A 26,982-nucleotide genomic window follows, 5' to 3' on the forward strand; every position below is an offset into this window, starting at 1 on the left:
ACGATCAGCCGGCCCGGACGAACGAGCGGTCGGCGGGGCGCAGTGCCCAGGATGCGACGACCAGCGCACAAATGCCCGCGGTGACCGTCAGGTGCATGCCGGCGGATCCGTAGTCGTGTTCGACCAGGTGCGAGATGAACGCACCGCTCATGTTGAAAAACATTCCGGCATAAGCCCATTCCTTCAACCGCGCGAACCCCGGCACGAGGATCGCGGCGCTGCCGAGCACCTTCCAAGTCGCGATGAGCGAGATGAAGTATGTGGGGTAGCCGAGGATCGTGTGGGTTTCCAGAGTTCCGTACTGATGGGTGTATTCGCCGTAGGCGCCGCTGATCATCATGAACGCCAGGCTCACGGTGCACGCCCAGTAGGCGATCGTGCGCACCCGCCCGGAAGCGGAGGTGCGGGGCAGGCCGGCGGCGCGTTCGGTGAGAGTGGTCATGGGACTTTCCTTTCGGTCGGGATGCCGTGATCCGGCGTCAACTCCTCGACCGCGGCCGGACCGAAAGTGTGACAACGCACCCACCGCCGAATCGGCCTGTCACCTTTCCGGGCCCGGATCGGTCGGGATTACGCAAGGCCGAAGAAGACTCGAGACAAGGACCCCTTCGAATGAAAAGCTCTACCCTCGCGATGCCCTGTATAGCGGCGGCAGCTCTCGTTGCCGGCGCGTTCGGGACCGCGTCCGCGGATCCGGTAGCGGACTCGTCGCGCGCCGTCGTCACCGACGACGGTTGGCAAGTGCGAGTCACCAAGGCCGCGGAGAATCTGGATCGCGTTCCGAATCTGGCCGGATCACCCTTCACCCGTGAGGGATTCGTCCGGCTGGAGGCAATCGCCGACATCTCCGGAAAGGGCCGGGTACCGGTCGACTCGGGGAGCATGGCCGTGGGATACGAGATCGGCTGCCAGGTCGATGTGTCCAATGGGCTGACCGTCGGGCTGTCCGCGGCCATCGGCCCCAACGTGGGGATCTCGGTCGGCGGGGTGAACGCGGGCGCGAGCGCCCTGGCAATTCCGAACGTGTCATTCGCCCCGAAACCGGGCACGATCACCACCGTGCCGCTGGCGACCAAGAAACTCACCGGCGCGCATGCGTCTGTCACGCTCGACCGGATACAGATCAAAATCGATGCCTGCATGGGCCCGGTGAGCCTGCGCTCCTACGCCATCGTGTCCACCTCGACCGCCGACGCCGACAATTCCGTCGCCGTATACGGCAACCCGATATGGTTGTGACACCGATGCGCGCCAAATACCTGCACTCGATAACGCTCGCGCTGGCAATATCCGCATGTTCGGTCCCCATCGCCCGAGCCGACACGGAGATGCCCGCCACCTGCAGCGACGCGCAACACTGCCGGCTGTCCCCAGCGACAGACGGCCCCCGATCCGGGCCCCTGCCGCTGCAACAGCTTGTCCCGCCGCCCCGCAACCCGAAAAGCCCGAGCCCGTCGGATCCGGCCGCCGCACTAACTCCGCCACCACCTGGTCCGCCCGCGACCGAACCCATCGTTCGGTAGTCGTCCCCGCACTGCCATCACATCGTGGCGCGCACTGCGCGCCCGGACAATCCGGCGCTCATCGCCATGCGGCGATGAGGTCGTCCGGCGTAAATCCCGTAACGCCCGGAACGCTGATACCTGACCGGGATACAACCAGCATCCGCGTGCTCTCGTCCGCGCCTGGCAGTTTCGAGCGATGCAGGTACAGGCGGGTCAAGTCGTGGCTGTCGAACTGCCTGTCGTCGAGCCACTTGATCGAGCCCACCGCAGTGATCGTCTTGGCGATGGGTTCCCTGTCCGCGCAGACGATGTCGATTTCCGGATCGTTGGTGCGTGTCCAGTATCCCCCAATGGCATTGGTGGATTCGGGAAGCTGCTCCGGTAGGCGCCGAAGTGATTCGCGCACAATGGATTCGATTGCCCGACCGCGCCACGATGTCCAGCGGCGCTCGACCCGTGCAAGCGTGAGATCGCCACGGCCCCGCTCGATTTCGGACAGGTATGGGCCGAGGAAGGCCAGCCAGAATCGCAAGTGGGGGTCGGCGACGATGTAGCGGGTCTCGCGGGAGGGCTGGGTCGACAGCGGCGTCAGCGCCTCGACGATGCGCTTGTCGGTCAGCAATCGCAGCGCCCGGCTCAGGCTTGCCGTGGGAAGATCCGCAGCCCGGCCGATCAGGGTATGCGTGCGTTCCCCGGCACCGATCGCACTCAGTACCCGCCGGGCTTGCGCATCCTCGGGGAACTCCGCGGCCAGTGCGCGCTCGCCGCTGACCAGCAGGGCCGATGTCGGGTCATCGACCACATCGGCCAGGTATTCCGCCGGTGTCGCACCCTGCGGCCACTCGTCCAGAATCAGTGGCAGGCCGCCGGATACCAGGAAGGCGTCGAATGCCTCCGTGGCCGGAAGTCTCAGCATCTCCGCTACATCGGCAGGATTCAGCGACGGGACGACCATTTCACTCGCCCGCTGATGGAACGGCCGACCGTACTCGTTGAGGGCTTCCATCATCGCCAGATCGGATCCGATGCACAGTAGCAACATCGGCTTGCGCGACAGTTCTCGATCGAACACCTTTTGCAGGCTGCCCTCGAAGCCCGGGTCGTTGCCGATGAGATATGGCATTTCGTCGATGACGACGACACTCGGCTGATCATCGGGCAGCACCGAGGCGAGCAGGGTCAGCGCAGCATCCCAGTCTCTGGGATGCTGCCCGGCAAACCGGGCCGCATCCGGCAGTGACGACAACTCGCCCGATTCGACGAACAGACGGAGATCCAGCTCGGCCGACCGTTGCGCGGACGCGGTGAAGTAAAGGAACGGCAAGCCCGACCGCTCGACGAACTCCTCCGCGAGGCGTGATTTGCCGACTCGCCGACGCCCGCGCATGAGTATCGCCCGGCCGGGGCGGCCCGCGCGCCCACCGGCGACAACCCGCTGAACCGACCGATCGAGCAACCCGAGCTCACGCTGCCTGCCGATGAAGCCATCCAAGAGCGCCACCCTCTACGAAGAATACTTCCAAGATTGATACTATCAACGATGATACGCTCACACTTGGATGCATTGCTGAAGTGGCCCGCGCTGATCAGCGCGGGCTCCAACTGGCCCAGCACATGAAATCGGTCTCCACCATGTGGGCGCCTCGCCGTGTGCTCGGCACGGCCACCGCGGGCGCGCTCGCGGCTGCGTCGTTCCTCACGGCGTTCGCGACCACGATGTGGTGCCACCCCTGTCGATCCGGAACCCAGGTGGGCCGAGAGCGCGAATCATCCGGACACGTGCCGAGAGCGGCCGCTCCCGCAGCATCCGGATCGTCGGAAACCCGGACGCGGAATACCTGCCCTACCAGTGGGTAGGGTACGGGGACATGGCCGTGGACGGATGAGGTGAGCGGGTGACTGCGATGTTGGGTGCTCGCGACGCGATCGCCGACCGCTTTGTGCGCCTGTCCGGCCGGCTCGTCGCCGTGGGGTATGTCGCGGATCTGGTGCTCGTCGCGCCGGACCTGGAGAACCAGTCGCGAGGGGTCGAGTCGTGGTGGACGCCGTTCGCGATCGCCGTGGCGTTCGGGCCGGGGCTTGCGCTGGGCGTGTTGAGCTTTCATCGGGATCCCCGATGGATGCGCCGGGCCGCCGTGCTCGCGGTGGTGGGCTACCCGGTGACGCTCATCGCGTGGCTGGCCGCGTGGCACGGGGTTCCGCTGCATCAGGATCAGTGGCTCGGCGATGTACCGGCCCTGGCCGGGCTGGCGGCCGCGGTGGTCTGGCGGGCGCGGGCGAGCCTGCTGGCTCTCGCCGTCACCGCGGTGGCGGCCACGGTGGTCAATTACACGGCGCGGGCGCCGGAGGTCAACGTGCCCTTCGTCCCCGATCTGCTGTACGCGTTCAGTTACAGCGCGCTGTTCGTGGCGGCGGTCCTGGTGTTCATCCGCACCGGGCGATCGCTCGACACGGTGCAGAACGACGCGTTCGAGAGCTCCGCATCGTCGGCTGCCCTGCGCAGCCGCGCCGCCGAACGAGATCGATTCGCCGCGCTGACCCACGACTGGGTGATGTCGACGCTGCTGGCCGCGGCGCGCGGCGCCGACCGGGACGCGGTGCGGCGCCAGGCCATGCAGACCCTCAACTACCTCGACGATCTCGAGCATCCGTTCGGCCGCGTGCTGGACGCACCGGCCGTCGTCTACAGCCTGCGTGCCGCTGTCGCGCATATCGAGCCGGACCTGCCGATCGCGGTCGTCGTGGATCGCGGCGCCGAACGGTGGGGCTTCCCGGCCGCGGCGGTGAGCGTCACCGCCGCGGCGGCGGGCGAGGCCGTCCGCAACAGCATGCGGCACGCGGGATCGGACGCCCACCGCCGCGTCGATATCCGGGTCGACGGCGGCGGTTTCCGGGTCGCGGTCATCGACGACGGTGTCGGTTTCGACACCGCCGTGGAGCGCCCGGACCGGCTCGGCATCGCACTGAGCATCCACGCCAGGATGCGGCAGCTGGGCGGCGGCACCTCCTCGATCGTCTCCCGGCCAGGTGCGGGCACCACGGTCCGGCTGAGCTGGGCGGGCCCGATGGCCGAGCGTCACATCACCCCGGACACATGCCGAACCGTCGCGAACTCCCCCACCCCGCTGAGCATGCGCACCCTGCTGGGCATGCGCACCCGCGCCGCCTGGGTGACGGTCGCGTTCTTCCTCGCCGCCTACGCCGCATCCCTCGCCGCCACCCCGGTACTGTTCTCCCAGCCGTGGCCGATGCTCGCCTGCCTCGTCCTCACCGCGGCCGCGGGTGGCGCGCTGCTCGCCGTGCCGGGCGACCCGCCGCCCCTCGGGGCGTCGCTGGCCATCCTGACGGCCGGTGGTCCCGCGCAGTACGCGATCGTCTGCGCCGTGGCGTCGATGTCGGACAACACGACGGTGCAGGAATGGTCCCTGGGTTGCGCCACGGCGGTATGCGTATTCATGTGTATGCGTGGTCGCGTCGTACTCGCCTGGCTGACGATGGTGGTCCTGCTCGCCGAATTCGCTGTCCGGATGGGCCTGCCTACCGACGCCTCGCACGGGTTCGCGGTCCCCTTCCTCTATCTCGCACCGCTGCTGGCCGCGACGTTCTTCGCCCGCATCATCGGCCCGGTCGCCAGCACGACGCTGGACCTGCGTGAGGAAACCCTGCACCGGATCGCCGCCCAGGCCGCCGACGCGGCCGCCGTCGCCGAGCGGGACCGGCAGCTGCATCGACTCGGCAGGCTCACCCGGCCGCTGCTCGAACTGCTCGCCAGTTTCGAACCCGTGGACGGCGTCCGGGACGTATGCGCGCTGCAGGAGGCCGAACTACGCGACGCACTGCGCGCGCCCCAGCTCGCGCATCCACCGGTCGTCATCGCCGCCCGCGCCGCCCGCCGCCGCGGCGTCGAGGTCGTCCTCTACGACGAGCACGGCCTGGACGATCTCGACGCCGCCGTCGGCGACCGCGCCCGCGAGCAGGCCGTCGCCGAAATCCAGCGCGCTCGAGACGGATCCGTCATCGTCCGGATCCAACGCCCCGGCCGCCGGCCGCTGCTGACCATCGTGGCCGACGGATCCGCGGGCACCCGGCGCATCGAACTCGACGAGCACGCCCACCCGCTACGGCAGGACCTGGAGGTGTAACCGCGACCGCTCAGCGGAGCCCGGCGAAGAGGTCGGTTTCCCGAGCCGGTGCGGCCGCGACGCGATTGGTATGCCGGACAAAGCTTTCGGTGGCGAACATCAGCTGCTGCAGTTCGGCGGGCATTCGCAGAAACGGCACGCTGTCGCCCTGGCTGGCGTGCGCCTCGAGCGCCTTGACCTTGCGCTGGGTATAGGCGGCCACGTCGACGACCGTGGTGATCTGCTCCTCGGGTGTGCCGAAGTCGTCCGGCGGGTCCTGGTCGATCATGCCCTGTGCGCGCAGCGTCGCGAACATCTCGCGGGAGCGTTCGCGCGGAATCGCGGTGTAGTAGAACTTGTCCGGGATATCCGTGGCCGCCGCCGCGGCGAGTGCGACGCGGTTGGCCTGGATGTGGTCGGGGTGGCCGTAGTTGCCGTTCTCGTCATAGGTGACGACCACCTGGGGCCGGTACTGCCGCATGAGATCCGCGAGGCGGGCGGCCGACTGCTCGACCGGGATGTTCCAGAAGGCTTCCGGATCCCGGTTGCCTTCCCACCCGTCCATTCCTGAGTCCCGATATCCGAGCAGCTCGACGTGCTCGATGCCCAGCAACGCCGCCGACTCCTGGAGTTCGGAGAGTCGCTGGGCCCGTACCGCATTCGGATCGTGGCCGGGCTCCCCGGGCTTGATCCCGCCCGGCGCATCGCCCTGCTCGCCGTTGGTGCAGGTCACCAGGACCGTTCGGATACCCTCGGCGGCATATTGCGCGAGGATCCCACCGGTGCTGATGACCTCGTCGTCCGGATGGGCGTGTACGGCCATGATCGTCAGTTGGTCGGCCATGAGTCCCCCGTCTGTATGTGCTCGGCGCTTCGGTGCTTCCACTCTACGAATCAACACCGACAACCAGCGCCGGGATTCCGCCCGCCGGACGCCGGATCGGGTGCCACGGTCATTCGGCGAGGATCGGCAGCATCAGCGACGACGGGCGCTCGCGATCGTGGAACACCTGGAAGCCGCACCGCACACCGGCCACCGCGTCGGCGACGGGCTCGGCGGTGCCGTGATTGCGGCCGAATCGGGGAAATGCACCGCCGGCGACCTGCACCCGGAGCCGATGCCCGCGGCCGAACCGGTACGCCGTCGGGAACAACGGCACCTCGATCGGCCCGTCGGCCCGCTCCCGCAGTCGCAGGATGCCCTCGGTGACATTCCGGGACACCCCCTTCGCATCGACATCGCACAGCCGGACGAACAGATCGGCCCCGGCGCGTTCGGTGCGGACGTGCACTGTCGCGGTCGGTTCGCCGACCACGTCCAAGTCTGCGGCCAGCGGTTCGCCGGTGTAGACGAGCACGTCCGGGCGGGCCTCGACCGCCCGGTTGTCCTGCTGCTTGGCCTTGCCGAACAGCAGCGGGCCGCCGACCGAGGGGGTCGGATCGGACGGGTCGTAGGTGAATTCGTCCGGGCCCGCGTCGCCAGGCGCGTCACCGAGGCTGGGCAGATGGATCCGCCGCTCGACCGACTTGGGCGGCCACTCCTCGAAGTCCAGCCAGTGCCCGGCCCGTTGCAGGTGCACACGCACCGGCGCCCGGCGCAGCGCGGCGCGGTCGCCGAGCAGATGAGCGGCCAGGAAATCGGCCTGGTCGGCGATCATCGGCCGGAAACTGGCGGGGTCGCCGTGGCTCCACGGCCCGATCAGGATCCGCGCCGGATTCCCGGCCGCGCGCAACCGCCGGAAATCGCGTAGCTGCCCCGGCAGAAACAGGTCGTACCAGCCCGCGACCATGCTGACCGGTGTGCTCACGTCCTCGGGGCGGTGCACCGTCCCGGACCAGAACTCCGGGGTCTCCACATTTCCGGCAACGTCGGCCAGGAATTGCACCCGCCGTCCGATCGCCGCGACGTCCGCCCGCCCGACCGGCAGCGTCGCGGTGGCCGCACGGACGCGGCGGCGTCGCAGCGGCGCTCGAACCGTAGCGAACCGATCCTCCTGACGGCCGATCTGCGCCGACCATCCGACCATGTCGTCCAGGGCCAGCACACCGCCGGGATAGAACACGTCGGTGAAGTCCGAGGAGGTAACGCCCAGGCACATCGCCTCCAGCGGCGGATCGGCATAGGGTGCGATCGCCCACTGGGTATGCCCGAGATAGCTGGCCCCCGCCATCGCCACCCGGCCGTCGCACCAGGGTTGCGCGCGCAACCACGCCGCGGTAGCCAGGCCGTCGTCCTTCTCGTGCAGAAACGGGCGGAACTCGCCGCCGGAGCCGAAGGTCCCGCGTGTGCTCTGATAGACCACCTGCAGTCCGCGCCGGGCGAACACCGGGCCGAACAGCTCGCTCAGCAATCCGCGGCGGCCGTACGGCGTCCGAATCAGCACCACCGGCATCGGATGCGATCCGGGCGGGCGATACCAGTCGGCCAGCAGCGTGACGCCGTCCGGCATCGGTATAGAAATGTCCCGGCGCACTACCGGCTCGGGCACCGTGGCCGGTGGCATGCGAAGGAGTCCGTCGACGATCCGGCCCAGCATTGATCCTCCTCTGAAATGTCGCCTTTCCATCGTTACCACCGGAATCCACGATTCCGCCGCAGATTCCCGCATCCGGCGGGGATAGAATCGGTATGGCTCGGGGCTCCCGGCGCCTGTTCGTCCAAGGCGCCGCACAATCGAGGACGCGATATCCAATGACCAGCGCTTGCGAAACACCATTGGACCGGATTCGCGCCGCATGGCGCACCGGCCCGTACCCGCCGGCCCCGGCAGCCGCCACCCTGACGCGGCGCGCCGATCACTTCGCCGATGGGGTGCGGTTCCTGCTCGAGCAGCCTGGTGCGCTAGGCCGGGTGCGTGCGGCCACCGCCACGCTGGAGGACGACCCCCCGGTGGAAGCGCTGGTGCAGACGGTCCTGGAGACGGCGCTCTCGCTGACTCGCGCCGAACTCGGGAACGTACAGCTGGTCGACCCGGCCTCCGGTGCGTTGTTGATCACCGACCAGTCCGGGTTCGACGCCGAATTCCTCGAGCACTTCTCCGTCGTCGACGACGACAGTTCCGCCTGCGGCCGGGCCTCGCACGGCGATCAGACGATCCTGCACGACGTCGACACCGATCCCGGGTTCGCGTCGCACCGGGGCATCGCGGCCGCCGCGGGATTCCGATCCGTGCAGTCCACCCCGCTGATCGACTTCACCGGCAGGGTCGTCGGCATCGTGTCGACCCACTTCCCGCGCCCGCATCGCCCCACGCCCGCGGACCTGCAGATCCTGCAGCTGTTCGCCGACTATGCGGGTGACGCGATCTCCCGCAGCCTCGGCCCGCCCGCGGAAACACCGCCGCGAAACCATCACGCCCTCCCGTCCACCGCCGTCTCGCCGGAAACGATCGGCATGGGCACCGAGCTCGCGGGCTCCGTCGTGGACCATCTACTGACGGCGCTACACCTGACCGGTCTGCGGCGGCTCGTCGGCGAGGGCGCCGCCTCCGCCCGGCTGCAGGCCGCCGTCGACACCCTCGACCGGGCCATCCACGATATCGAAAACCACACGCTGTCAACGCGATCCATACTCGACACACCATGAAATAGGGACCTCGCCGCCCTGTCTGCGTGCCCGTCCCCGATTTCACCGGCGCCCGAATCATCTCCACAGCGCCCTTACAGCCTTCTCACAGCGTCGCCGAGTGGAATGGAACTCGGCACACCCGACTGCGGCCCCGCCGCATGGTTCGGAAGAGGCGATGGCATTGCTGGAGAACGACCTCGCTGGGGCGGTTCGTGGCGAGCGGACCGCGATCGCACGCGTCTTGGCGGAGATACGCCCGCAGATCGTGCACTATTGCCGGGCCCGGGTGAACCACATTTCCGGGAGCACGGTCTCCGCGGACGATGTCGCACAGGAGGTCTGCATCGCGGTCCTGCGCGCACTGCCCCGATACCGCGATGAGGGACGACCTTTCATGGCCTTCGTCTACGGCATCGCCGCACACAAGGTCGCCGACGCCTACCGCAGCGCCGCCCGTAACCGCATCATCCCGGTCGAGGCGGTTCCCGACCTGCCCTGCGATGACACCGGTCCCGAACAGCGGGCACTGCAATCCGAGGCCGCCCGTCGGATGAGCGATCTGCTCGGCGCCCTGCCGCCGAAGCAACGCGAAATCCTGATTCTGCGTGTCGCGGTGGGACTCTCGGCCGCCGAGACCGCCGCGGCGGTGGGCGGCACCGCGGGGTCGATCCGGGTCGCCCAGCACCGCGCCATGACCAAGCTCAGGGCACTGGCCGTGGTCCGCGCCTCTGCCATCGCATGAGATCGGTCCCCGCCGTCCAGATGTGCTCGGACAGCGGGACGACCCGGTCACGAGATCGACTCGGGACGCCTCGGCCTCTCAGTCGGCGAGGAATCCCCGGATGGCCTCGGCGATCTCGGCGGCGTGGGTTTCCAGGGCGAAGTGGCCGGTGTCGAGGAACTCGATCCGCGCGTCGGGGAGGTCGCGGCGGAAGGCCTCGGCGCCGGCGGGCAGGAAGAACGGATCATTGGCCCCCCACACCGCCAGGAGCGGCGGAGTGTGAGTGCGGAAGTACTCCTGAAATTGCGGGTACCGGGCCACGTTGTTGCGGTAGTCCAGCATCAGGTCCAACTGCACCTGGTCGGCGCCGGCGCGGGCCAGGTAGTGGTCGTCCAGCGCGATGCCGTCCGGGGAGACCAGGGACTCGTCGGGCACGCCGTGGGTGTACTGAAAGCGCGTGGTCTCGGGGGTCAGCATCGTGCGCAGGGCATCGCGGTTGGCGGCCGAGGGATCCGCCCAGTAGGCCCGGACCGGGTTCCAGCCCTCGCTGAGACCTTCGACGTAGGCATTGCCGTTCTGGGAGACGATGGCGGTTATGCGGTCGGGGTGGGCGACCGCGAGCCGAAGGCCGGTCGGGGCGCCGTAGTCGAAGATGTAGACCGCGTACCGGTCGAAGCCGACCACGTCGGTGAAGCGGTCGATCACTGCGGCGATGCTGTCGAAGGTGTAGTCGAACTCCTTGTGGTCCGGCATGTCCGAGCGGCCGAACCCGGGCAGGTCGGGGGCGATGATGTGAAAGTCGTTGGCCAGCAGGGGAATCAGATCCCGGAACATGTGGCTCGAGGTCGGGAAGCCATGCAGCAAAAGGAGTTTGGGGCTCCCCGGGGCGCCCGCCTCACGGTAGAAGATGCCGAAGCCGTCGACGTCGACCTTGCGGTAGCGAATTGCGGTCATGATGGCCATCCTTTACTGTCGCTCCGAATAAGTAACCGTCTTAGTGTTCCCTAGAAGGTTATGCGTGGCATCAGTAACTTGTCAACCGCATTCAAGGAGGTTACTCTTCGAGGTGGAGGAGGAGCCGATGACGCAGTCGACGCCCGCGCTGTTCCTGGCCGATTCGGCCGGGCTGGATTTCCTGAACTCGGTGGCCACACCGACGGATGCGGTCGTGGACTGGCTGGAGGACGGCGAGAGTCTGCTCGACTGGCTCCGGCAGGCGGACATGGTCCCCGAACAGGTCCTGGCCGACCTGCGCGAGCGCGCCCTGCCCGGCGAGCTCGAACGCCTGGCCGCCCAGGCCCGCACCCTGCGCGAGTGGTTTCGCGGCTTCGTCACCGAGCATCGCGGCCATCCGCTGACCGAATCCGTTCTCCCCCAACTGGATCCGCTCAACGAGCTCCTGGAGCTCGACCGCCGCTACAGTGCGATCGCCGGGCCTCCCGCCGGCACCGAGGGCCCCCTCACCCTGACCGACCGCCGCCGCTGGAATTCCCCCGACACCCTGCTACTCCCCATCGCCCAGGCCATGGCCGAGCTGATCTGCGACCAGGACTTCACCCACATCAAGTCCTGCGAGGGCCCCACCTGCACCCTCCTGTTCGCCGACCGCACCCGCGGCCGCGGTCGCCGCTGGTGCAGCATGTCCCTGTGCGGCAACCGCGCCAAACAGGCGGCCCACCGCCGACGCCACCGGGCCGCATCCGCACCGCCGGGGTAATCCGCCGAATCGTGCGTCCCGGTCCGAACGTCCCAGGGAGTAATCTGAGACATCCAGGTCGTCGAACCGAGCCGCCATGCATGAATTGGCCATCACCCAAAGCGTCGTGGACACCGTGTGCGAGCACGCGGCGGGCGCCCGGGTGCACAGCGTCACTGTCGAGGTCGGCGCGCTGTGCGCCGTCGTTCCCGAGGCGATGCAATTCTGTTTCGAACTGGTCGCCGAGGGAACCGTCGCGGAGGGCGCGTGCCTCGAGATAAGAATCGTCCCCGGCGCGGCCCGGTGCCGCAGCTGTGGCGCCGAATTCGGCCTCGCCGACCTCATCCTGCTGTGCCCGTGCGGAAGCGCCGATGTCGAGGTGCGTTCCGGACGGGAACTCCGTATCCGGACGATGGAGGTGAGTGAGACATGTGTGCAACCTGTGGCTGCGGCCAGGACTCCGCGGTGATCACGATTCCCCACGAACACCCGCATCACGACGATGGCCACCCACACGATCACGATCACCCGCACGAGCACGGCGCGCACGACCATGAGCATCCGCCGGCCACCCGGACGTTGACGCTGGACCAGAAGGTCCTGGCCAAGAACGACCGGCTGGCCGCCCGCATCCGGGCCCGCCTGGCCGAACGCAACATCCTCGCGCTCAATCTGACCAGCTCCCCGGGCGCGGGCAAGACCACTCTGCTCGAGCGAACCATCCGCGAACTCGGCGACGTGCCGATGGCCGTGATCGAGGGCGATCAGGAGACGCTGCTCGATGCCGAACGGATCCGGGCGACCGGCTGCCGCGTGGTCCAGGTCAACACCGGCGCCGGTTGCCATCTGGATGCGGAGATGATGCGGGGCGCCCTCGACGCGCTCGATCCGGCCGCGGGCACGCTGCTGTTCATCGAAAATATCGGGAATCTGGTCTGCCCGGCCCTGTTCGACCTGGGCGAGCGGACCAAGGTCGTGGTCATCTCGGTGACCGAGGGCGACGACAAACCGCTGAAATATCCGCATATGTTCGCCGCCGCGGGCTTGGCGCTGATCAACAAAATCGACCTGCTGCCCTATGTCGATTTCGATGTCGAGACCTGCCGGCGGCACGCGAGGGCCGTCAACCCGGCAATCACGATCCTGCCCGTGTCCGCGACCACCGGCGACGGGCTTTTCCGCTGGTACCGATGGCTTTCCGAGCAAAGATCAATTCCGTCGAGCACCCTTGAGGATGCCAACGCACCCGCCTAGACTGACGTGATCAGGGTCACCGCACGGATTCGGTTCGCCGATATCTGGTAAGAGCCCGTTTCCGTGTGACCATCCGCTTCAAGAATGGTGGCACTCCATGCCAACTCGCGAAGCAGTCGAAGCCGAACAGGCCTTGATCCATGTTCTGTGGATAAACGCCGGGCTCAGTTGTGATGGCGATTCCGTGGCGTTGACTGCCGCCACTCAACCCAGCATCGAGGAAATCGCGCTGGGATCGCTGCCTGGTCTCCCCAAGATTGCGGTCCACTGGCCGCTGATCGATTTCGAATGCGGCCCCACCGGCGGCGCCGACGACTTCCTCGAGTGGTTCTTCAAGGCCGACCGCGGCGAATTGGAGCCGTTCGTGCTCGTCGTGGAGGGCTCGATCCCGAACGAGCAGCTGCACACCGAGGGGTACTGGTGCGGCTTCGGCAACAACCCCGCCACCGGCCAGCCCATGACCACCAGCGAATGGCTCGATCGGCTGACGCCCAAGGCGACGGCGGTCGTCGCCGTCGGCACCTGCGCCACCTACGGCGGCATCCACGCCATGGCCGGAAACCCGACCGGTGCGATGGGGGTGCCCGACTATCTGGGCTGGAAGTGGAAGAGCAAGGCGGGCATCCCGATCGTCTGCGTGCCCGGCTGCCCCATCCAGCCCGACAACCTGTCCGAGACGCTGACCTATCTGCTCTACATGGCCACCGGCCAGGCCCCGATGATCCCGCTCGACGAAGCACTGCGCCCCACTTGGCTTTTCGGTGCGACTGTGCACGAGGGCTGCGACCGCGCCGGATACTACGAGCAGGGGGATTTCGCCACCGAATACGGCTCGCCCAAGTGCATCGTGAAGCTGGGCTGCTGGGGTCCGGTGGTGAAATGCAATGTGCCCAAGCGTGGTTGGATAAACGGAGTCGGCGGCTGCCCGAACGTGGGCGGCATCTGCATCGGCTGCACCATGCCCGGCTTCCCGGACAAGTTCATGCCGTTCATGGACGAGCCGCCAGGCGGCAAGTTCTCGTCCACCGCATCGGGGCTGTACGGATCGGTGATCCGCAGTCTGCGCCACGTCACGACCCGCACGGTCGACAAGGAGCCGCACTGGCGGCATCGGGGCACCGCGCTGGAGACCGGCGCGACGCGCACATGGTAGGAGGACTGCGATGACTCAGATCATCCCGGAACCGTCGCACCGCAAGATCGACCCGGATGCCCTCGTGGAGATGGCGTGGGATCCGATCACACGCATCGTCGGCAGCCTGGGCATATACACGAAGATCGACTTCGACAATCGCGAGGTGGTCGAGTGTCACAGCACCTCCTCGATCTTCCGCGGCTACTCGATCTTCATGCGCGGCAAGGATCCTCGCGACGCGCACTTCATCACCAGCCGAATCTGCGGCATCTGCGGCGACAATCACTGCACCTGCTCGTGCTACTGCCAGAACATGGCCTACGGGGTGAAGCCGCCGCATCTGGGCGAATGGATCGTCAACCTCGGCGAGGCCGCGGAATACATGTTCGACCACAACATCTTCCAGGAGAATCTGGTCGGCGTGGACTTCTGCGAGAAGATGGTCGCCGAGACCAATCCGGGCGTCCTGGCCCGCGCCGAGACGGCGCAGGCGCCGCACGCGGACGCGCACGGGTACCGCACCGTCGCGGACATCATGCGCGCGCTGAACCCGTTCACCGGTGAGTTCTACCGCGAGGCCCTGCAGGTCAGCCGGTACACCCGGGAGATGTTCTGCCTGATGGAGGGCAGGCATGTGCACCCCTCGACGCTGTATCCCGGCGGTGTGGGCACGGTGGCGACGATCCAGCTGATGACCGACTACATGTCCCGGCTGATGCGCTACGTCGAATTCATGAAGAAGGTCGTGCCGATGCACGACGACCTGTTCGACTTCTTCTACGAGGCCCTGCCCGGCTACGAACAGGTCGGCCTGCGCCGCACCCTGCTCGGCTGCTGGGGTTCGTTCCAGGATCCCGAGGTGTGCAACTTCGCCTACAAGGACATGGAGAACTGGGGCCGCAAGATGTTCGTCACCCCCGGCGTGGTGGTCGACGGCAAACTGGTCACCACCTCCCTGGTGGATATCAACCTCGGCCTCCGAATCCTTTTGGGCAGTTCGTATTACGAGGACTGGTCCGACCAGGAGATGTTCGTGACGACCGATCCGCTCGGCAATCCGGTGGACCGGCGGCACCCCTGGAACCAGCACACCAACCCCAAGCCGCAGAAGCGCGACCTGGACGACAAGTACAGCTGGGTGATGTCGCCGCGCTGGTTCGACGGCAAGAATCACCTCGCGCTCGACACCGGCGGCGGGCCGCTGGCCCGGCTGTGGTCGACGGCGCTGGCCGAGTTGGTCGACATCGGCTACGTGAAGTCCACCGGGCACAGCGTGCAGATCAACCTGCCCAAGACCGCGCTGAAGGGCCCGGTCGAGCTGGAGTGGAAGATCCCCGCGCACGGCAGCAACACGATCGAGCGCGACCGGGCGCGCACCTACTTCCAGGCGTACGCCGCAGCATGCGCGCTGCACTTCGCCGAGAAGGCGCTCGAGGAGATCCGCGCCGGGCGGACCAAGACCTGGGAGAGCTTCGAGGTGCCCGACGAGAGCATCGGCTGCGGCTTCACCGAGGCCGTGCGCGGTGTGCTCTCGCACCACATGGTGATCCGGAACGGCAAGATCGCCAATTACCATCCGTATCCGCCGACGCCCTGGAACGCCAGCCCGCGGGACAGCTTCGGCACTCCGGGGCCCTACGAGGACGCGGTGCAGGGCCAGCCGATCTTCGAGGAGAACGATCGCGAGCACTTCAAGGGCATCGACGTCATGCGCACGGTGCGCAGCTTCGATCCGTGCCTGCCGTGCGGGGTGCACATGTATCTGGGCAACGGGAAGACGTTGGAAACCCTGCACTCCCCCACCCAGACGCTGACCGCGGAGTAGTCCCGGGTCGGCCCGGCGACGGGAGAGGTACATGGTGAACGATCACCCGGCCGACCGGAACGACGCCGCAGCGCCCGACCGCTGGCGCGAGGCCGGCGATCGGATCGAGACGCTCCTGGACGCCTGCGCCGCGGGCGGCACCGCCGCCCGCGACCGCGCCGAACAGCTGCTCCACGAGGTGGTCGAGCTGTACGGCGCGGGGCTGGCGCGGATCGTCGCGGCGCTCGACGAGCCCACGGCCGAGCTGCTGGCCGCGGACGATCTGGTGGCGAGCCTGCTGCTCGTGCACGGCCTGCACCCGCAGGGAGTTCGCACCCGGGTGGGGGCCGCGCTCGACAGCGTGCGGCCGTACCTGGGCTCACACGGCGGCGACGTGACCCTGCTCGGCGTCGAGGACGGGGTGGTGCGGCTGGCGCTGGCCGGGAGCTGCCGTACCTGCCCGTCGTCGTCGGTGACGCTCGAGCTCGCCGTCGAGGAGGCCGTGCGCGCCGCGGCGCCCGAGATCGAGGCGATCGAAGTGGTTGCCGCCGAACCGGATTCGGACCCAAGCGTGTTCTCGGCCGATTCGCTGTTCACCCGCGTGCGCGATGCCGCGCCGCGGACCGGCAGCTGGATCGCGGTCCCCGAACTGGCAGGGCTGTCCCCCGGCGAGGTCGGCGGATTCTCCATCGCCGGGCAGGCCGTGCTGGCCTGCCGCATCGGCACCGAGCTCTACGTCTACCGCGACCACTGCCCGGCGTGCGACAACTCGCTCGCGGGCGCGGTCCTGCACCGCCGCATGGGATTCCCGGTCGGTGACGCGGTGCTGCGCTGTCCGGTCTGCCAGGCACACTACGACGCCGTGCACGCCGGGGCGAGGGTCGATGGGAGCGGGCACCTCGATCCGCTGCCCGTTCTCGTCCGCGACGGCGAACTGTCGGTGGCCGTTCCCGCGGGGGTGGCGGGATGAATTCCTCGTTCCGGATCCTGCGGCGGCTGGCGGACACGCAGCCCGCTCCGACGCCCGCGGGCGAACGGTGCGAGATGTGCGCGGAGGCGATTCCCGGAGAGCACCAGCACGTGGTGAATACCGAAGGCAGGCAGCTGCTCTGCGTGTGCCGGGCCTGCTATCTACTGTTCACCGATCAGGCCGCGGCGCTGCGCTATCGCGCGGTGCCCGACCGGTATCTCGCCTTTCCCGGCGTCGTGATCGACGCGTCCGAATGGGACGAGCTGGAAATCCCGGTGGGCCTGGCCTTCTTCTTCCGCAATTCCACGCTCGATCGCACCGTCGCGTTCTATCCCGGGCCCGCCGGAGCCACCGAATCCGAACTGCCGATGGAGCGTTGGCGCGCGATCGTGGACCGGCATCCCGAGCTCGGCACGCTCGCCCCCGATGTGGAGGCGCTGCTGATCCGCCGCCCCGACCGCGACACGGCGGGGGCCTGCCTGCTGCTGCCCATTGATGCCTGCTACGAGTTCGTCGGGCGAATGCGGCTGCTGTGGCGCGGATTCGACGGCGGCCAGGACGCCCGGCGTTACCTCGACGAGTTCTTCGCGGCCACCGCGGCCCGTGCCCGGCCGGGCAGGGGCGACTATGAGTGACGCGGTCACCTTCGCGGTGCTGGAGATCCGGCCCGAGCCTTACGCGGTGACGCCGATGCTCTCCGCGCGAGTGGGCATCGCCGCGGTCACCGACGAGCCGGTGCACGCCATCGCATTACGTGCCCAGGTCCGGATCGAACCGCGCCGCAGGGCCTATTCCGACGAGGAGGGCGCGGGCCTGCTGGACCTGTTCGGCCCGCGCGAGCGCTGGCACGATACCCAGCGCACGTTCCTTTGGATGCACTGCGCCACCATGGTTCCCGGCTTCGACGGCGGCGCCGAGATCGACCTGCCGATGCCGTGCACCTACGACCTCGAGGTGGCCGGTTCCAAGTACATGCATGCGCTGCGGACCGGCACCGCGCCGCTCGTATTCCTGTTCAGCGGGACGGTATTCAGCAGGGGCGCCGGCGGATTCACCGTCCAGCAGGTGCCCTGGGATCGCAACGACCCGTTCGACATGCCCGTCGCGGTGTGGCAGGACCTGATGGCCGCGCACTTCCCGAATACCGGATGGCTGCGGCTCTCGCGCGAAACGCTCGAGCAGCTCACCGCCTTCAAGGCCCAGCACGGCCTGCTCGGCTACGACGAGACCGTGGCCGCATTGCTGGCCGCTCACCAGGAGGAACGACCGTGAGCGCGGCCGGATACGGGCAGGGCGCGTGGGCCGGGGCTCGCGCGGTGGCCGATGCCGTCCTGTACGAGGGATATCTGCTCTACCCGTATCGGGCGAGCGCGCGAAAGAATCAGTCCCGCTGGCAGTTCGGGGTGCTCGGCCCGCCCGGGGCCGAGGAGGCGGGCCTGGGCGAGGGTTCCGGGCTCTCGGCACAGTTCCTCGTCGAGGCGGAGCCCGCGGCCACTCTCACACTGGCCGTGCGATTCCTGCAGCTGCAGCGGCGCACGATCATCGACCCGGCCGGGCAGGCCGTCACCGAGATGTCGGTGGGCGGGCAATCGTGGCTCAGCTGGGACGAGGCGATCGAGCAGGAGATCGTCCTCGGTCCGATCGCAGTGTGCAACAACGCCTTCGACTTGCAAGTCGACGGCGGCCGCGAGACCGAGGAGATCCCGGCAGGCGACCCCGTCGGCCGAATAGTGCGGGAGCGGAGGTCACTTGCAGGGCGGCTCGAGCTCACCGTCGACGATGTGGACGGCATGCGGCGTTGCACCGTCGTCGCCCGGAACACCGGGCCGGCCGCCGCGGACCGGGACGATGCCATCGCGCACTCCTTCATCGGTGCGCACCTGATCGCCGAGATCACCGACGGCGCTTTCGTATCCCTGCTGGACCCCCCACCTGCCGCCGCCGCGGCAGCGGCGGCCTGCGCGCAGCATCGGTGCTTCCCGGTGCTCGCGGGCCCGGCTGGATCCCATGCGCTGCTGCTGATTTCGCCGATCATTCTCTACGACCACCCGGAGATCGCCGAGCAGAGCGAGATTCCCCTGTTCGACTCGACCGAGATCGACGAGATCCTCACCCTGCGCGTGATGACGCTGACTGACGAGGAGAAGCGTCAGGCCCGGGCGACCGACCCGCGTGCGGCGCAGATCATCGACCGTTGCGAGGCCATGACTGCTGAGCAGATGCGGCAGCTGCATGGCGTGCTGCGCGATCCCGCCGCGGGTGGTCCCCGGGTGCTGCCCTCCGTCCCCGACGGCATCGATTGGTGGGATCCGCTCGCCGACAACGCCGTTGCACCCGACTCCGATGCCGTGCCGATCGCCGGTGTGCTGGTGCACAAGGACAGCCGGGTACGCCTGCACCCGGCCCGGCGCGCCGACGCGCACGACCTGTTCTACGCCGGACGGACCGCGCGGGTGGTCACCGTGCACGAGGACGTCGACGGAGAGGTGCACATCGGCGTGGTCGTCGAGGACGATCCCGCCGCGGATCTGCACGAATGGTACGGCCGCTACCTGTATTTCGCCCCCGACGAGATCGAGCCGCTGGACGCCCCGCACCCGCAGTACTGAGAACCCACGAAAGGAACACTCCGCCATGGAAACCGTAGGAATTATCGCGACCGTCGTCGTCGCAGTGATCGTGCTGACGGTGGCAGCCGCCGGCATCCGCTCGATCCCGGATCTCCGGCGCTACCTGAAGATTCGGCACATGTGACGCGGATGAGCGGCCGCGTGCTGGTCGCCGGGATCGGCAACATCTTTCTCGGCGACGACGGATTCGGATCCGAGGTGGTCCGGCGGTTGCGCGCGGACCCCGGACCGGATGTGTGCGTGCGCGACTACGGGATCCGCGGCATGCACCTGGCCTACGACCTGCTCGACGGCTGGGATGCGCTGGTACTGGTGGACGCGCTGCCCCGCCGGGGCACGCCGGGAACCATCGAGATCCTGCGCGCCGAACCCGGGGCGAGCCGCACGGACAGCGGTTCGAACTCCGACAGCGGCGGCCGCGCAGGCGGTCTCGACGCGCACGCGATGGATCCCGAGGCCGTCTTCGCCGCCGTGCGCACGCTGGGCGGGGTCGTCCCGCCGACCGTGATCGTGGGCTGCCAGGTCGAAACGGTGGCCGAGGGCATCGGGCTCAGCGGCCCCGTCGCGGCGGCGGTCGCGCCCGCCGTGGCCGCGATCGAAACGGTGCTGGCCGATCTGCTGGATCGACAGGAGGTGTGAGCGATGTGCCTCGGAATTCCGGGCCGGGTCGTGGAGATCCTCGACGGCTACCACGACCAGGTCGCTCTGGTCGACGTCTCCGGTGAGCGGAGGCGGGTGAATATCGGTCTGCTGGAGGAGAATCCGGCACGGCCCGGCGACTGGGTGATCATCCACATGGGCCTGGCGGTGGAGAAGACCGACGCGGACGGCGCGGCCGCCGCGATGGCCGGACTGCGGCTGCTCGGCTCCGGGGAGGAGCCGTGAGCACCGGCCGGATCCGCCGCCGCCTGACCGTCCGCGGCGTGGTCCAGGGCGTGGGCATGCGGCCCTTCGTCTACACCACCGCCGCTGAGCTCGCCCTGTCCGGCCGGGTATCCAACGACAGCTCCGGGGTATTCATCGAGATCGAGGGTGCGCCAGCGGATCTCGACGAATTCGCGCGGCGGCTGCGAAACCGGCCGCCTCCGCTCGCGGTCATCGAATCGGTCGAGCAGGCCGAGATCCCGGTCCGCGGCGGCACCGGATTCCACATCGCCGAGACCACCCGCGGCGGCGGGCGTACCCTGGCCTCCCCCGACGTGGCCCTGTGCGCCGACTGCGAGGCCGAGCTGCGCGATCCGGCGAACCGCCGCTATCGGCATCCCTTCGTCAACTGCACCAACTGCGGCCCCCGGTTCACCATCATCGCCACGCTGCCCTACGACCGGTCCGGCACCTCGATGGCGGAGTTCCCCATGTGCGCGGCCTGCGCCCGCGAATACGCCGATCCGAGCGACCGGCGCTTTCACGCCCAGCCGATCGCCTGCCCCGATTGCGGTCCCACACTGAGCTATTCGGAGATAGGTGCTGCCGAACAGCGCGAGCCCACTACGGACGGCACGGCTTCAGATGATTCCAGGGCAGGCATATCCGACTCGAGCTCGGCCGGTCCACGCAAGCCGGATGCCGTGCTCGCCGTCGACCCGATTGCGGCCGCACGGGACCTGCTGCGCCGCGGTGGAATTCTCGCGGTCAAGGGTATCGGTGGCTATCACCTGGCCTGTGATGCCGGAAATTCCGCCGCCGTCACCGAGCTGCGCCGGCGAAAGCGCCGCGGCGACAAGCCCTTCGCCGTAATGGTGCCGGGCCTCGATGCCGCGCGGGAGATCGTCGAGGTGGACGATACTGCAGCCGCGCTGCTGACCGGATCCGCCCGCCCGATCGTCCTGCTCCCCCGGCGCGACACCGCCTACCCTGCCGAGGCCGTCGCGCCGCGCAATCCCGATCTCGGTGTGCTGCTGGCCTATACGCCGATCCATCTGCTGCTGTTCGGCCTGCCGGGCGATTCGCCCGGTCCACAGACACTGGTGATGACCTCGGGAAACCTTGGTGGCGAACCGATCTGCTACGACGATGCCGACGCCCGGGACCGGCTGAGCGGGCTGGCCGACGCCATCCTGTCCCACGACCGCCGCATCCTGGTGCCCTGCGACGATTCGGTGATACGCGTGGTGGACGGGCTCGAGCTGCCGGTCCGCCGCTCGCGCGGCTACGCCCCCCTACCTCTCACACTGCCCATGGCGATTCCGGCGACCCTTGCCGTCGGAGCGGACCTCAAGAACACCTGCGCGGTGGCGCAGGGCCGCTACGCCTGGCTGAGCCAGCACGTCGGCGACATGGACGACCTGGCCACCCTGCGCGCCTTCACCGAGACCGAACACCACCTCGAGGAACTCACCGCGGTGCATCCCGTGCAGTTCGCCGCGGACGCGCATCCGCGCTACCGCTCGACCGAGTGGGCCCGCCGCCATGCCGGTGCGCTCCCGGTACACCTGGTGCAGCACCACCACGCCCACATCTGCGCGGTGATGGGCGAGCACGGCCTCGACCTTGACGTCTCGGTGCTCGGATTCGCCTTCGACGGCACGGGTTTCGGCCCCGACGGCGCGATCTGGGGCGGTGAGGTGCTGCTCGCGGGGTACAAGGGGTTCCGCCGCCTGGCGCATCTGCGATACGTACCGCTGGCCGGTGGCGACGCCGCCGTGCGCCGGCCGTACCGGATGGCGCTGGCGCACCTGTGGGCCGCCGGAATCGAATGGTCCGACGATATCGCCGCGGTGCGGGCCTGCTCGCCGGCGGAACGCACGGTACTGGCACGACAACTAGAGACCGGATTCGGCTGTGTTCCCACCTCGAGCATGGGCCGGTTGTTCGACACGGTCGCCTCCCTGGCCGGGGTGCGGCACACCGTCGATTATGAGGCGCAGGCCGCGATCGAGCTGGAGGGCCTGTCCCGGGCGGCTGAATCCGATGGCGCCCGTTATCGATTCGGGCTGCCGGAGGATCTCGAGAACGCGGAGATTGATCCGGCGCCGGTGCTTGCGGCGGTCATCGCCGATGCGCGGCAGGGGATTTCGCCCGCCGCGATCGGGGCCCGATTCCACGACGCGGTGGCGCACCTCGTGCTCGACATCGCGGTGCGCGCCGCGCCGCCGGACACGACCGTGGCCCTGGCCGGTGGCGTGTTCCAGAATGCGCTGCTGCTGAGCGCCACGCGGAGGTTGTTGCACGACAACGGCTTCACCGTCCTGAGCCATCACCGACTGCCGCCCAACGACGGCGGCCTCGCGTTCGGTCAGCTGCTCGCCGCCGGGGCGAGCTGAGCGGAAGGAGTACGACATGTGTCTAGCGGTCCCGGGAAAGGTACTCAGCCTGCACGAGCGCGACGGCACGATGATGTCCGTCGTCGACTTCGGCGGTGTGCACAAGGACGTGTGCGTGCAGTACATCCCCGACATTGCGCCCGGCGATTACGTCATCGTCCATGTCGGCTTCGCGCTCCAGCGCCTCGACGAGCAGTCCGCCCTGCGCACCCTCGCCGAGTTCGAACATCTGGGCGTGCTGAACGAGGAGTTCGGCGACGGCTTCGCGCGCGCCGCGGCACAGGCGGGCCTGGACGATCCCCGCGCCACACAACCACCCGAGAATCCGGAGGTCCGATCGTGAAGTATCTCGACGAATTCAGCAATCCGGAGCTGGCCGCGGGCCTGCTCGATCGGATCCGCAAGGTCACCACCAAACGCTGGTCCATCATGGAAGTCTGTGGTGGACAGACCCATTCGATCATCAGGCACGGCATCGATCAGCTGCTTCCCGATCAGATCGAGATGATCCACGGCCCCGGCTGCCCGGTGTGCGTCACGCCGCTCGAGATGATCGACAAGGCCCTCGAGATCGCGGCGCGGCCGAACGTCACCTTCTGCTCGTTCGGCGACATGCTCCGGGTCCCCGGCAGCTCGAAGGACCTGTTCCGGATCAAGAGCGAGGGCGGGGACGTCCGGGTGGTCTACTCGCCCCTGGACGCGCTCGAGATCGCCCGCACCGAACCCGACCGCGAGGTGGTGTTCTTCGGCATCGGCTTCGAAACCACCGCACCGGCCAACGCCATGACCGTGTACCAGGCCAAACGCCTTGGCATACGCAACTTCTCGCTGCTGGTCTCGCACGTGCTCGTGCCGCCCGCCATCGCGGCGATCATGGAGTCGCCGACCTGCCGGGTGCAGGGCTTCCTCGCGGCGGGGCACGTGTGCACCGTCATGGGCACCCAGGAATATCCCCCGCTCGCCGAGAAGTACCGGGTTCCGGTGGTGGTCACCGGATTCGAGCCACTGGACATCCTCGAGGGCATCCGCCGCACGGTGATCCAGCTCGAATCCGGCAAGCACGAGATGGACAACGCCTACCCGCGTGTCGTTGCGCCCGAGGGCAATCCGGCGGCGAAGGCGATGCTGGCCGACGTCTTCGAGGTGACCGACCGCGCCTGGCGCGGCATCGGCGTCATCCCGGCCAGCGGCTGGAAGCTCTCGCCGCGCTATCGCGAATACGACGCCGAGGACCGTTTCGCGGTCGAGGATCTGCATACCTCCGAATCCGCGATCTGCCGGTCGGGCGAGGTGCTGCAGGGGTTGATCAAGCCCAACGAGTGCGCCGCCTTCGGCAAGCAGTGCACGCCGCGAAATCCGCTGGGCGCCACCATGGTGTCCTCCGAGGGCGCGTGCGCCGCCTACTACCTGTACCGGCGCCTGGATCTCCCGGCGGAGGTGGCTCATGCCTGAAACCGAAACTCCCGCCATCGACATGGAGAACTGGGTCTGCCCCATGCCGCTGCGGGATTCGCCGAACATCGTCATGGGGCACGGCGGCGGCGGAGCGATGTCCGGCGAGCTCATCGAGCACCTGTTCCTGCCCGCGTTCGGCCCGGCCGCCCAGTCGGAACTGGGTGATTCGGCGGTGGTCGCGATCGGCGACACCCGGCTGGCGTTCAGCACGGACTCGTTCGTCGTCAAGCCGATGAACTTCCCCGGCGGGTCCATCGGCGATCTGGCGGTCAACGGCACCGTCAACGATCTGGCGATGTCCGGCGCCCGTCCGCTGGTGCTCTCGACCGCGTTCATCCTCGAGGAGGGCACGCCGCTGTCCGAGATCGCCCGCGTCGCCACCGCCATGGGCACGGCCGCCCTGACCGCGGGTGTCACCCTGGTCACCGGCGATACCAAGGTCGTCGACGCCGGGCACGGTGACGGCGTCTACGTGAACACCGCGGGCATCGGGGTGCTGGACGAGAGCGTGGACATTCGTCCCCAGCGCGCGTGCCCCGGCGACGCGGTGCTGGTCAGCGGCGAGATCGGACTGCACGGCGTCGCGGTGCTGAGCCGGCGCGAGGGCATCGAATTCGAGACCACGGTGTGCAGCGACACCGCGGCCCTGCACGGGCTGGTTGCCGCGATGCTGGCCACCGGCGCGGATATCCATGTGCTGCGCGACCCCACGCGCGGCGGCGTCGCGGCGAGCCTCAATGAGATCGCCCGGGCGGCGGGCGCCGGGGTGAGGCTGGACGAGACCAGGATTCCGATCCCGCCGGGCGTCCGCGACGCGTGCGGGCTGTTGGGCCTGGATCCGCTCTACGTCGCGAACGAGGGCAAGCTGATCGCCTTCGTCCCGGACCGGGACGCCGACCGCGTGCTCGCCGCCATGCGCGATCATCCGCTGGGCGCGCACGCTGAACGGATCGGCACGTGCGTGGCCGACCATCCGGGCATGGTCGTGGCCCGGACCGCGCTGGGCGGCACTCGCGTGGTGGACCTGCCGATCGGCGAGCAGCTACCGCGAATCTGCTGACTCACCACCAGAATTAGAAATAAGGAGGTCGTCCATCGCACCGCCCGCCGCATCGTCCCCGGCTCGCACACACGAGGCCGGTATCTCGATGTTCGCCCGATATGCCTACGCCCCCAACGCGCTCGGCTACTGCGGCCCGCCCGGCACGCTCGCCCTGCGCGCCGGCTCCCCCGAGGAGATCCGCGCCGCGGCAAGACAATTCACCGGAGTGTGGCCCTACCTGCGGGTGATGGGAAGGCTGTGTGGAATTTCCGATCCGCTGGACGGCAGGCTCGTCGAATCGTACTGGCACGGAGGAGGAGTCGGCGCGGCGCTGGATCGCGCGACGTTCCTGCGCGAGCTGCTGGCCGTGATCGGCCCCGTCGCAGGACACTATTGGACGCACCTGACCGCGGAACTGACCGAGGAGGCAGCGCCCGACCACGGGTTCCACGTCTTCGGGGTGTACCCGTGGACCAGGCTCCTGGGCCGCGGCGCGGACGAGACCGCCATACACGTGCTCGACAGCTGCCGCATCTCTCCCGCACTGGTCGTCGCCCGCGACGGCCCCGAACTCACCGTCCGCATCCGCCCACTGCACTGGGACGGCCACCGCCTGACGCTGTCCACCCCCGAGATCCGCCATCTCCCGGCGGCCGACTACGACGCGATACCGGACGCCACCCCCGGTGACATCATCGCCCTGCACTGGAACCACCCGTGCGGCCGCCTCACCCCGGACCAGCTTCACAATCTCGCGACCAGCACCGACTGGCAGTTGGCGATGACCAACCGCCGGTTGGGCAGACCGTTGCCCGTCGGCGATCCGCACGGCTAGTGCCCGGCGCGACCGAGAGAGCTGAGCATCACCGGGCGAACGACAGGTACTTCACGGTCGGAAACGTGGTGTACCCCAGGCGACGCAGGACCCAGCGGGTCATTGGCAATTGACGACCTCGCGGCGGAATGCCGCCCACGGTGTCCATGATCCTGTTGATGACGTGGAAGGCCGCGCTGATTCGAATGGCCTGCTCGAGCGCCGTATCGGTCACTCCGGCCCGCCGGACCCGATCGACATCATCGGGCTCGACATCATCCGGTGATTCCGCCAGCTTCTCCAGGAAGTCCAGTACCGCAACGACTTCGGGGCGCTGGCCCGAATCGGCGGGCCGCTCTAGCGCGCGGATCACCAGTTCTCGAGGCTGATAGCTCTCGGCGACCACCTGATGGCAGGTCCGGCAGAATTCGCACTGGTTGCGGGCAGAGGTGAAGGTGGCGAACAACTCTCGCTCGCCGATCGTCCACTCCGAGGGCCCGCGCATGAGATCCTGCAGCAGGTCGCTGAACGGCGTGCCGAAGTATCGATGCCGGTAGAACATGACCTTGATGACATCGGGCACCTCCATCCGGCCGAGGGCGCGCATGGTGCGCAGCGTCCAGCGACCCGCCAGATCGTGGCCCCGCTCGAGGGCTTCGATCCTCATCGGCGCCCCTGCATCGCGCGCAGCGCGGCCCGCAACCGCCGGTCGGCGGCGCCGGCCGCCGCGACCACCGTCGCCTCGAAGATCTCGTCGTCCGAGCGCCCCGCCGCGCGCAAGCCCGCGACCTGGTCGTCGGTGACTCGGTAGGCATGGCGAGCCACGGTATCGACGAACGGGCCGAGGTCTTCGGGAACGGTCCCCTCGTGGCCTGCCGCGGTGCCGAATATCGACTTCCTCGTCTCGGCCGGCAGCGCCGCGGAGGCCGATTGCACGTGTTCGATGAACCTGTTCCATCGCTGCGTTGGTGATCTCACGAAACCATCATGCGACACCAAGACGC

At 68.4% G+C, this 26,982-nt stretch carries 28 protein-coding genes; 21 read left to right on the forward strand and 7 right to left on the reverse strand.

The features are described from left to right. Nucleotides 1–4: 4 nt before the first annotated feature. A complete protein-coding gene (locus KO481_RS29135; RefSeq protein ID WP_215917501.1) occupies nucleotides 5–442 on the reverse strand; it encodes a DoxX family protein in 438 nt (145 codons plus the stop codon). Nucleotides 443–612: 170 nt separating this feature from the next. Between KO481_RS29135 and KO481_RS29140 the strand changes: the two genes are divergently transcribed. After that, a complete protein-coding gene (locus KO481_RS29140) occupies nucleotides 613–1,239 on the forward strand; it encodes an MspA family porin (protein WP_245400888.1) in 627 nt (208 codons plus the stop codon). Between the two features lie 342 nt (nucleotides 1,240–1,581). On the opposite strand, the gene KO481_RS29145 is transcribed toward KO481_RS29140, so the two are convergent. After that, nucleotides 1,582–3,006, reverse strand: a complete 1,425-nt coding sequence (locus KO481_RS29145) for an ATP-binding protein (RefSeq protein ID WP_308166590.1) — start codon at nucleotides 3,004–3,006, stop codon at nucleotides 1,582–1,584. 403 nt (nucleotides 3,007–3,409) lie between these two features. On the opposite strand from KO481_RS29145, the gene KO481_RS29150 reads away from it, so the two are divergent. Beyond that, entirely contained in the window at nucleotides 3,410–5,647 is a 2,238-nt protein-coding gene (locus tag KO481_RS29150; RefSeq protein ID WP_245400943.1) for a sensor histidine kinase, read from the forward strand. A gap of 10 nt (nucleotides 5,648–5,657) precedes the next feature. Here the strand turns inward: KO481_RS29150 and KO481_RS29155 are convergent, their stop codons facing one another. Both KO481_RS29155 and KO481_RS29160 read right to left on the reverse strand, forming a co-directional pair. Then, nucleotides 5,658–6,470, reverse strand: a complete 813-nt coding sequence (locus KO481_RS29155; RefSeq protein ID WP_215917499.1) for a PIG-L family deacetylase — start codon at nucleotides 6,468–6,470, stop codon at nucleotides 5,658–5,660. A 109-nt stretch (nucleotides 6,471–6,579) separates the two neighbouring features. Continuing rightward, nucleotides 6,580–8,163: a CocE/NonD family hydrolase gene (locus KO481_RS29160; RefSeq protein WP_215917498.1), complete on the reverse strand. Its 1,584-nt coding sequence runs from the start codon at nucleotides 8,161–8,163 to the stop codon at nucleotides 6,580–6,582. 155 nt (nucleotides 8,164–8,318) lie between these two features. On the opposite strand from KO481_RS29160, the gene KO481_RS29165 reads away from it, so the two are divergent. Together KO481_RS29165 and shbA are read left to right on the forward strand one after the other, a co-directional pair. Further along, nucleotides 8,319–9,212 (forward strand): GAF domain-containing protein, encoded by an 894-nt coding sequence (locus KO481_RS29165; protein WP_215917497.1) that lies wholly within the window; start codon nucleotides 8,319–8,321, stop codon nucleotides 9,210–9,212. Nucleotides 9,213–9,369: 157 nt separating this feature from the next. Next, on the forward strand, nucleotides 9,370–9,936 hold the full coding sequence (gene shbA / locus KO481_RS29170) for an RNA polymerase sigma factor ShbA (protein WP_215917496.1): 567 nt from the start codon (nucleotides 9,370–9,372) through the stop codon (nucleotides 9,934–9,936). 78 nt (nucleotides 9,937–10,014) lie between these two features. Here shbA and KO481_RS29175 read toward each other — a convergent pair whose 3' ends face one another. Further along, complete coding sequence (locus KO481_RS29175) at nucleotides 10,015–10,869, reverse strand: alpha/beta fold hydrolase (RefSeq protein ID WP_215917495.1); 855 nt, start codon at nucleotides 10,867–10,869, stop codon at nucleotides 10,015–10,017. A 127-nt stretch (nucleotides 10,870–10,996) separates the two neighbouring features. Here KO481_RS29175 and KO481_RS29180 point away from each other — a divergent pair, with 127 nt between their 5' ends. From KO481_RS29180 to KO481_RS29255, 17 genes are all read left to right on the forward strand, one after another. Continuing rightward, nucleotides 10,997–11,632, forward strand: a complete 636-nt coding sequence (locus KO481_RS29180) for a CGNR zinc finger domain-containing protein (protein ID WP_215917494.1) — start codon at nucleotides 10,997–10,999, stop codon at nucleotides 11,630–11,632. A gap of 76 nt (nucleotides 11,633–11,708) precedes the next feature. Continuing rightward, on the forward strand, nucleotides 11,709–12,080 hold the full coding sequence (gene hypA, locus KO481_RS29185) for a hydrogenase maturation nickel metallochaperone HypA (protein WP_215917493.1): 372 nt from the start codon (nucleotides 11,709–11,711) through the stop codon (nucleotides 12,078–12,080). Then, nucleotides 12,041–12,865, forward strand: coding sequence for a hydrogenase nickel incorporation protein HypB (gene hypB / locus KO481_RS29190; protein ID WP_215917492.1), 825 nt, complete (start codon nucleotides 12,041–12,043; stop codon nucleotides 12,863–12,865). Before hypA ends, hypB begins: the two co-directional genes overlap by 40 nt. Nucleotides 12,866–12,962: 97 nt before the next feature. Further along, a complete protein-coding gene (locus KO481_RS29195; protein WP_215917491.1) occupies nucleotides 12,963–14,018 on the forward strand; it encodes an NADH-quinone oxidoreductase subunit B family protein in 1,056 nt (351 codons plus the stop codon). A 10-nt stretch (nucleotides 14,019–14,028) separates the two neighbouring features. Beyond that, nucleotides 14,029–15,825, forward strand: a complete 1,797-nt coding sequence (locus KO481_RS29200) for a nickel-dependent hydrogenase large subunit (RefSeq protein WP_215917490.1) — start codon at nucleotides 14,029–14,031, stop codon at nucleotides 15,823–15,825. Between the two features lie 31 nt (nucleotides 15,826–15,856). Further along, a complete protein-coding gene (locus KO481_RS29205) occupies nucleotides 15,857–16,774 on the forward strand; it encodes a NifU family protein (protein ID WP_215917489.1) in 918 nt (305 codons plus the stop codon). Beyond that, nucleotides 16,771–17,409 carry a DUF5947 family protein gene (locus tag KO481_RS29210; RefSeq protein ID WP_215917488.1) on the forward strand — a complete coding sequence of 213 codons (639 nt, stop codon included), beginning with the start codon at nucleotides 16,771–16,773 and terminating at the stop codon, nucleotides 17,407–17,409. Before KO481_RS29205 ends, KO481_RS29210 begins: the two co-directional genes overlap by 4 nt. Next, a complete protein-coding gene (locus tag KO481_RS29215; protein ID WP_215917487.1) occupies nucleotides 17,402–18,046 on the forward strand; it encodes a DUF6084 family protein in 645 nt (214 codons plus the stop codon). The genes KO481_RS29210 and KO481_RS29215 overlap by 8 nt, the downstream gene beginning before the upstream one ends. Then, a complete protein-coding gene (locus tag KO481_RS29220) occupies nucleotides 18,043–19,383 on the forward strand; it encodes a hypothetical protein (RefSeq protein WP_215917486.1) in 1,341 nt (446 codons plus the stop codon). The genes KO481_RS29215 and KO481_RS29220 overlap by 4 nt, the downstream gene beginning before the upstream one ends. A gap of 25 nt (nucleotides 19,384–19,408) precedes the next feature. Further along, a complete protein-coding gene (locus KO481_RS44880) occupies nucleotides 19,409–19,528 on the forward strand; it encodes a DUF6893 family small protein (RefSeq protein ID WP_372452014.1) in 120 nt (39 codons plus the stop codon). Between the two features lie 5 nt (nucleotides 19,529–19,533). Beyond that, entirely contained in the window at nucleotides 19,534–20,043 is a 510-nt protein-coding gene (locus KO481_RS29225) for a hydrogenase maturation protease (protein WP_215917485.1), read from the forward strand. 3 nt (nucleotides 20,044–20,046) lie between these two features. Next, nucleotides 20,047–20,289, forward strand: coding sequence for a HypC/HybG/HupF family hydrogenase formation chaperone (locus KO481_RS29230; protein ID WP_215917484.1), 243 nt, complete (start codon nucleotides 20,047–20,049; stop codon nucleotides 20,287–20,289). Further along, entirely contained in the window at nucleotides 20,286–22,667 is a 2,382-nt protein-coding gene (hypF, locus tag KO481_RS29235) for a carbamoyltransferase HypF (protein WP_308166589.1), read from the forward strand. Before KO481_RS29230 ends, hypF begins: the two co-directional genes overlap by 4 nt. A gap of 16 nt (nucleotides 22,668–22,683) precedes the next feature. After that, on the forward strand, nucleotides 22,684–23,010 hold the full coding sequence (locus KO481_RS29240; protein ID WP_215917483.1) for a HypC/HybG/HupF family hydrogenase formation chaperone: 327 nt from the start codon (nucleotides 22,684–22,686) through the stop codon (nucleotides 23,008–23,010). Continuing rightward, nucleotides 23,007–24,119 carry a hydrogenase formation protein HypD gene (gene hypD, locus KO481_RS29245; protein ID WP_215917482.1) on the forward strand — a complete coding sequence of 371 codons (1,113 nt, stop codon included), beginning with the start codon at nucleotides 23,007–23,009 and terminating at the stop codon, nucleotides 24,117–24,119. Before KO481_RS29240 ends, hypD begins: the two co-directional genes overlap by 4 nt. Further along, nucleotides 24,112–25,182 (forward strand): hydrogenase expression/formation protein HypE, encoded by a 1,071-nt coding sequence (gene hypE / locus KO481_RS29250; protein WP_215917481.1) that lies wholly within the window; start codon nucleotides 24,112–24,114, stop codon nucleotides 25,180–25,182. The genes hypD and hypE overlap by 8 nt, the downstream gene beginning before the upstream one ends. Before the next feature lie 34 nt (nucleotides 25,183–25,216). Next, the gene (locus tag KO481_RS29255) at nucleotides 25,217–25,999 is read left to right on the forward strand and encodes a DUF6390 family protein (RefSeq protein ID WP_308166630.1); all 783 of its coding nucleotides are present in this window, start codon (nucleotides 25,217–25,219) and stop codon (nucleotides 25,997–25,999) included. 28 nt (nucleotides 26,000–26,027) lie between these two features. Here the strand turns inward: KO481_RS29255 and KO481_RS29260 are convergent, their stop codons facing one another. After that, complete coding sequence (locus KO481_RS29260; protein WP_215917479.1) at nucleotides 26,028–26,645, reverse strand: carboxymuconolactone decarboxylase family protein; 618 nt, start codon at nucleotides 26,643–26,645, stop codon at nucleotides 26,028–26,030. Further along, complete coding sequence (locus KO481_RS29265) at nucleotides 26,642–26,956, reverse strand: hypothetical protein (RefSeq protein ID WP_215917478.1); 315 nt, start codon at nucleotides 26,954–26,956, stop codon at nucleotides 26,642–26,644. The genes KO481_RS29260 and KO481_RS29265 overlap by 4 nt, the downstream gene beginning before the upstream one ends. Between the last annotated feature and the right edge of the window lie 26 nt (nucleotides 26,957–26,982).

Source organism: Nocardia albiluteola (genome assembly GCF_018860155.1).
In the GTDB taxonomy this organism is placed as follows: domain Bacteria; phylum Actinomycetota; class Actinomycetes; order Mycobacteriales; family Mycobacteriaceae; genus Nocardia; species Nocardia albiluteola.